Below are 6,522 nucleotides of genomic sequence, written 5' to 3' on the forward strand. Positions count from 1 at the left end.
CTTTGCTACTTCTATATTATCTGCATTCCATTCTTATCAATCTTCAGCTTGAGGATACAATCTTAAACCACTTACATCATTCACATTAATATGTTTTGGTACTTTTAATACTACATATATAGAGTTGTCACGCTCCAATATTTCATCGGCGTCAGATATTTCCATAGCACTATTAATAAATGGAAACATGCCTATTTCATCAGTAAACAAATTCCCTTTAATCTCTACTGATTCAGGTTTTTTAAAGTTTAGTGTATGATTATCTGTCCATCTAATCAAAGTAGACTTAACCTTTGCTGTTAAATCTAAATTTAAAAGAACACTATTTATAGCATAAACTTTCCCTTCAATCTGCTGATTTTTTGCATCTGTCCAATGAACAATCACTTGTTCTCTAATATATTCATCAGGGGATGCTAATTCCAAGTCCAATTGCTCACCTTCAATAGTATAAGTCCATTGATCTACTAGGAATTTTTCATCTTCTGCTGTTAACTTATTTGCTAATGCATTTTTCACGAAAGTTTTATTTGTATTAATTCTTTGCTGTACTTCTGCATTTGTTAAATGGGAAAACTCTGTTGACTTTATGGCTGGATAGATACTTAAAGATAGTATAAGCAATACAATATACGATAATATGATTATTTTCGTAGGACGCTTTACTAGCTCTAATTGTTTCGCCTTCTTGTAAAAATAACGGATAACTATAATAGTTATGAACAAATAAATAATAAAGGGTAGCAATGTCATAGCCACTAAACTCATGTGCCCTTCACCTCCATACGGGAACCAATAGCATTTGCTATGAAGAAACAAAAAATAGCGATAGCGCTATTAAATACTGTAAAAGATACGAAATTTGGATATTGTTCATAAAAATAATTACTAATAAACATACTTAATTTTGAACCATTATAGGTGAAAAATAATACGATAAAAACTACAATGAAAATCTTCGAAATTTGTAACAATGTTCCAACAAAATAGCCAATTGCAGCAGTAGTAATACTTACGATAAAGACGGCAAGTGCATTAATAAAGAATACTTTTGGTTCATTGAAGATGGTCATACCTTCAGCAAATTTTTTATCGGTAAATAACACTACTACACTATAAATAAAATAGTTTGAAAGCATAACTGTGAAAGTCAAAAATGCACCCATATAAATTAGAGTAATTATATCTGTAATGCTATTGACTCTTGGAGAACCTAGAAACGGTATGATTTCCTTGCGTACTCCCTTTCTCGTTAAAGTAACACCAACATAAAATATCCAAAGAATAGACAGCATGAAAATTCCAGCAGGTGAATAGATAATAAATTCTAGCGAGACATTTTCTGCTCCCTTGCCCATCTGACCTGAACCACTAAATGCGAACAGCACTACCCCCATTATCTGTAATACAATTAAATAGACTAGCATATTAGCATGTGCATGTAGCTTCAACTTTAAATGAGCCTTCATAGCATTTGTCGTTAAAGACATTATGCATACCTCCTTCATATCAACCGCTATTTATCAATTCTTAATTCCTCATCAGACCATACTTTCACATCTTTTGGTACAGAAAGTAGTAAATAATATGGACTACCGGAATACCCATCTCCTCCCCATTCTAGCGAGGAACTATCCCATATCGAATCTTCATTATTATTAAATAATGTATTGTCACTCATTGTGGCATAAGTTAACTTTGTAATAACTGTTTTTTTGATAAGCATAGTTTTTGAATCTGTCCATGAGATTGTTGGTACATTCAATTTATTCGTAATGTCTATATTCTTTTTTACAAAGTTTGCACGATATAATTTCCCTGTAATTTGCTGCTTTGTTGAATCCGATTTTTGTACGACGACACTTACTGAAATACTTTCATTTGGATTTTCCATTTTTAGATAAAGTTCTTTTTCTTTATAAAGTAGCGCCCATTCATCTATTAAAAACTGATCTGCATATTGTTCCGTTTTACTTTTTAGTAAAGCTTTATGAAGTGCTTTATTTTCATCATTTAGTTTCTCTCGTTCAGCATCTGTTAACATTTGGACTTCATTTTTGGATATGGCGAAATAAATAATTGGCGATACGACAAGAATTGCTACATACACACCAATGAAAATTTTTACTGGTCGTTGGTTTGCATATATGGATTTGGATTTCGTGCGTATGAAAATGACGATTAGAGATACAAATAGGAGAATTAATAAGAACGATAAAAATAACAAAAGGTCGAAACCCTTCACCCTCTCACCTCCAAATTATTTGCCATCATCGCTGATAGAATGAAGAGTATCGCACTTGTGAGCAGATTTACCGCAAAATACAATATCGGGTGCATCCCAAGTTGCCTTATAGATAGTAAAATTTCTTGACCAAGTTCAGTAAACAGCATAGAAAAACATGATGCACTAATGATGCACATTACTAACTTAGATTTCTGCATAATCATGCCAAAAAAGTATCCCACTGAAGCCACGCATAAGATGACCACTATAAAAGCTGCAATATTTTTTAAAAATATTCCAGGTGCATTGAACACATCTTCCATAGCAATAATATTCTGATTCGATTTCAGCATGACTATAATACGTACTACATAATTAGATAACATCGTAGTAATACCTGCAAAAATTGCTATTATTGCAAGCACGATTGAATCCGATGCACTACTCATTGTTCGTGTCGTTACAAATGGCATAATATCTGCACGCTGATCATGTCTCATCATGAGCATACCTATATAAAATGACCAAAAGCATGAAAGAACGAGAACCATCGTTGTCCTAAATATGGAAAAATTAACATCAACTATGTCTGAGCCTAGTGACATCGTTGATGAACTTACAAGAGACAACAACATACCAACAACTTGCAAAATGATTAAGTACGTAACCATCCCTAAATATGCGTGGAGCTTAAATTTCACTTGAACCTGTAGCATCTCTACAAATGTTTTATTCGTTAAAGACATCGTCAATGCCCCCCGTTCTTGTATTCGTCAAATACAGGCAAAGGTCATTTGCTGATACAGGCATAAATGAAATACCTTCTTGCAGTAATTGCTGTTCGTTGAATGTACAATCCTGTGCTTTTAGAACGGTATATAATTGATTACCAACTTCTTGCTTTTCATGTAATACGTTAAGTCCTGCTGTCCATTTTTTTACTACATTTGCTGGTCCTTGTAAAGCTATTGCATACTCACGCAGTTCATCTAGAGGTTTATGCAAAGCTACTTTCCCTTCATCAAGAAGTAAAATATCTTCAAGTAAATGTTCCATTTCATCAAGGAAGTGACTTGAAATGATTATTGTTCTTGGATATGCCAAATAATCTTTTAATAACGCTCGATAAACGTCCTTACGTACTGCTTCATCCATACCATTGATTGGTTCATCGAACATCGTCACAATACAGCGTGTTGATAAACCGAATATGAAATTGAAGGTGTTTTTCATCCCTTTTGATAAATCAGAATGGTAAGAATGTGGGCTTAAACGAAAGTATTTTAGTAAACGTATTGCTAGCTCTGCATCCCATTTTTCATAGAAATCGGGTGCAAAATTCAGGATGTCTTGTAAATTAAATGAACCGGGAAATTGCATTTGATCATTGATAAGGATGCTATTTGCTGATACGAAGAGGCTATTGAATGGTGTCTTATCCAAGATTGTAACGGTGCCTGAAGTTTGCTTTGTCATGCCTGCCAATATACGCAGCAACGTCGTTTTCCCCGTCCCATTGCAGCCAATTAGTCCGGTGATTTTCTCCCCTTCAATCTGGAACGTAATATTTTGTAGAGCCTTCTTTTTACGGAACTTCTTTTCTACATATTCACATTGAATAACCGACATTATTTTCCCTCCTCCTTACAGCTCGCCTGTTTTATTAAAGTGATTAACTCATCCTCTGATACCATGAGGCGCTTCGCTTCTAACACTATTTCTCGAATCATCGTCGTTAATCGTTCATTACGTCTTTTCTCTAAAATCATCTTCTTCGCTTCTGCTGTTACAAACATGCCAAGCCCCCTCTTCTTATACACTATTTGTTCTTCCAAAAGTAAGGTTAAGCCTTTGCCAGCCGTTGCTGGATTGATATTGAATAGCTCTGCCAATTGATATTGCGAATATACTTTATCATTCGTATTTAAATGACCTGCAATGATTTCATTTTCAAGCCACTCAGCAATTTGCACATAAATCGGCTTTGTACCATCACTATTTAATTGCAATTTGAAGTCCTCCTTTCTTTAACCGGCCATTAGTACATTACTGTTGTAATGTACTATACTGGATTATTTTAGTAATGTAAACAGGTTTTTGCATAAATAGAAAAAGACTCGTCATTTTGACGAGTCTCAGACTGTAGACAAACTCGAAGATGGTGGACGCTTTCCGCGGGCGGGCGCCACCTTCTCCAATCAACTACACATGTAAAGGTGTGAAAAAACTGAAAAGAAAATAGTTTGAGAAACTCGTGCTTTTAAAGGAATCTTCGAGCTGAATTAAGATCGAATTCATCATGAAAAAAACCTTTTCCACCAAACAAGTTTATAATCAAATTTTAAAAAAAAGCCATTCAGGATGTGAGCATTCTGAATGCCTTTTGTCGACATATATAATTTAATATCTAGCTTTTCTTATCAGATTTTCAATCTCCTTGAAACCAAGCTTTTCTGCGTGCTCAAGTGGTGTCACACCGTCTCTATCCGCAAGATTTGGATTAGCCCCGTACTCTAACAAAACGCGTACTGTTTCTTGTTGCTTTTTACCGCCATCTCCTAAAATGATGGCTTCTAATAATGCCGTCCATCCCAGATTATTAATATGATTCACGTCACTATTTGTTTCAGTTAATAAAAATTTTACAACATCAACATACCCATGCTCAGATGCTGGAATTAGAGCAATGCCACCATAGCGATTGGTCAGTTTTGGATCTGCCCCTGCCTTTGTAGTCAGCTTCACTATATCCAAATAGCCTTCTGCTCCAGCATATAAAAAAGGCGAGTTTTGCATATCATCTTGAATATTTACATCGGCTCCTGCTTCAATTAGCACTTTTGCCGATTTCACGTCATTATTATATGTCGCTAACATAAGCGCTGTGCGGCCTTTGCTATCTTGTGTATTAATACTTTGTTCAGATTTTAGCGCTTTTTTTACAGCATTGACATCTTGCTTCTCAACGGCTTCAAATAATGACATCTGCACCCTTGCTTTCTTCATTGTCATATAGCCTGCAAATGCTAAACCTAATGATACAGCTGCAAAGATTGCTTTATTTCGCATTCCCATATGATCTCACCATTCCTCTTTGTGAAACTACATTTTCAAAATTAGTATGCCAAACCGACACGTGAGTGATTAAATTCATTTTGGAATAATTCCCGATAAACGAAGTGAGCGGTGTCACCTACTGTAATTTTCTCACCGTCTAATGGTAACCTATTTTTTTCTGTACGATATACCCCAGTAGCTGGACCATCAGGTAAATAGGTTGGACAAGCAATCATCCAATTTAAATCCGACGCTTCTAATGCACGAAATGCTTTAGCATGTTCTTCTGCCGCAAAAGTAAGCTGTCGTTTAGACTCAGATGATTGGAAGCGTAGTTTTCCGCTTTCAGCACGACTATCTAAAATGCCTGCTGTACCGATTGTGACGATTCTTTTAATATTTAGTTGCTTCATAGCTCTAATAATATTTGGAACACCTTCTGATAATGTTATCGTTTTATCTGTACCAACTGCACTTATGACTGCATCTGCCTGCTCAATGACTTGGACGACATCTTCGTAATTTTTGAGATCACCTTTAATGATTTGGAGGTTTGCATGAGGTTTTAACTTCTCTAATGATCGTACGAGTGCTGTTACTTTATGACCATCTGCTAAGGCACGTTGTAATACATCATGTCCTACACGTCCAGTTGCGCCGAAAATTGCGATTTTCATTTTATAATGCTCCTTTTTTACTCGAGATCGAGTTAGATGTTCTAGCTTCACTACAAAAGGGGATAATATCGATGTAATCTTAATACTCTAAGGGACGTCTGTCCACATAAAAAATTTCATGTCCATTATAGTAGCTTTTTTACCCACATAATCTCATTTTACTCATTCTTTCCCTAATTAATTTTAAATAACTCATCCACATTTCTATCAAATAATCTTAATACCGATTCATACTTAACACTTGCTTGATAATTCTCTCGTTAACTTTTAATTGATTAGTTCGATTTAATCGGTTGTATACTTATTTAGGTAAAAATGATCTCCTTGTATTTGATAAACATTAAAATTCCCTATAATATATTTGACCATTCTTCCATTTCTTTTTCCACTTTTTCCTCTTGTCCAAATATCACATCTGATTTTTTTATTTTTTTCTCGGGTGAGTTAATTTCATAATTCTGAGCTTAGTCATATCAACGTCTTTCAGACAATAAAAAACAGGCACCTCCCCAAATTCGGTATAATGGTAGCGACAAAACAACCTAAACCGATTGGAGCGAA

Annotated in this window: 8 protein-coding genes; all 8 read right to left on the bottom strand. The window is 35.0% G+C overall.

The window, feature by feature from the left end; genetic code table 11:
* Positions 1-36: 36 nt before the first annotated feature.
* A complete protein-coding gene (locus ACQKMD_RS17360; RefSeq protein WP_427753546.1) occupies positions 37-768 on the bottom strand; it encodes a hypothetical protein in 732 nt (243 codons plus the stop codon).
* A complete protein-coding gene (locus ACQKMD_RS17365) occupies positions 765-1,490 on the bottom strand; it encodes a hypothetical protein (RefSeq protein WP_427753548.1) in 726 nt (241 codons plus the stop codon). Before ACQKMD_RS17365 ends, ACQKMD_RS17360 begins: the two co-directional genes overlap by 4 nt.
* Positions 1,491-1,516: 26 nt before the next feature.
* Complete coding sequence (locus tag ACQKMD_RS17370) at positions 1,517-2,245, bottom strand: hypothetical protein (RefSeq protein ID WP_427753550.1); 729 nt, start codon at positions 2,243-2,245, stop codon at positions 1,517-1,519.
* Complete coding sequence (locus ACQKMD_RS17375) at positions 2,242-2,973, bottom strand: hypothetical protein (RefSeq protein WP_427753552.1); 732 nt, start codon at positions 2,971-2,973, stop codon at positions 2,242-2,244. The genes ACQKMD_RS17370 and ACQKMD_RS17375 overlap by 4 nt, the downstream gene beginning before the upstream one ends.
* The gene (locus ACQKMD_RS17380; RefSeq protein WP_427753553.1) at positions 2,957-3,856 is read right to left on the bottom strand and encodes an ATP-binding cassette domain-containing protein; all 900 of its coding nucleotides are present in this window, start codon (positions 3,854-3,856) and stop codon (positions 2,957-2,959) included. The genes ACQKMD_RS17375 and ACQKMD_RS17380 overlap by 17 nt, the downstream gene beginning before the upstream one ends.
* Positions 3,856-4,236 carry a GntR family transcriptional regulator gene (locus ACQKMD_RS17385; RefSeq protein WP_427753555.1) on the bottom strand — a complete coding sequence of 127 codons (381 nt, stop codon included), beginning with the start codon at positions 4,234-4,236 and terminating at the stop codon, positions 3,856-3,858. The genes ACQKMD_RS17380 and ACQKMD_RS17385 overlap by 1 nt, the downstream gene beginning before the upstream one ends.
* 391 nt (positions 4,237-4,627) lie before the next feature.
* Positions 4,628-5,302, bottom strand: coding sequence for an ankyrin repeat domain-containing protein (locus tag ACQKMD_RS17390; RefSeq protein ID WP_427753557.1), 675 nt, complete (start codon positions 5,300-5,302; stop codon positions 4,628-4,630).
* 41 nt (positions 5,303-5,343) lie between these two features.
* Positions 5,344-5,961 carry an NAD(P)-dependent oxidoreductase gene (locus ACQKMD_RS17395; protein WP_427753559.1) on the bottom strand — a complete coding sequence of 206 codons (618 nt, stop codon included), beginning with the start codon at positions 5,959-5,961 and terminating at the stop codon, positions 5,344-5,346.
* Positions 5,962-6,522: the final 561 nt, after the last annotated feature.

The organism is Viridibacillus sp. NPDC096237, from assembly GCF_050278625.1.
Lineage (GTDB): Bacteria > Bacillota > Bacilli > Bacillales_A > Planococcaceae > Viridibacillus.

What these genes read in the sequence shown, in the direction of transcription:
- ACQKMD_RS17360 (WP_427753546.1), bottom strand. Translation starts at nt 768, where the DNA reads ATGAGTTTAGTGGCTATGACATTGCTACCCTTTATTATTTATTTGTTC.
- ACQKMD_RS17365 (WP_427753548.1), bottom strand. Translation starts at nt 1,490, where the DNA reads ATGTCTTTAACGACAAATGCTATGAAGGCTCATTTAAAGTTGAAGCTA.
- ACQKMD_RS17375 (WP_427753552.1), bottom strand. Translation starts at nt 2,973, where the DNA reads ATGTCTTTAACGAATAAAACATTTGTAGAGATGCTACAGGTTCAAGTG.
- ACQKMD_RS17380 (WP_427753553.1), bottom strand. Translation starts at nt 3,856, where the DNA reads ATGTCGGTTATTCAATGTGAATATGTAGAAAAGAAGTTCCGTAAAAAG.
- ACQKMD_RS17390 (WP_427753557.1), bottom strand. Translation starts at nt 5,302, where the DNA reads ATGGGAATGCGAAATAAAGCAATCTTTGCAGCTGTATCATTAGGTTTA.
- ACQKMD_RS17395 (WP_427753559.1), bottom strand. Translation starts at nt 5,961, where the DNA reads ATGAAAATCGCAATTTTCGGCGCAACTGGACGTGTAGGACATGATGTA.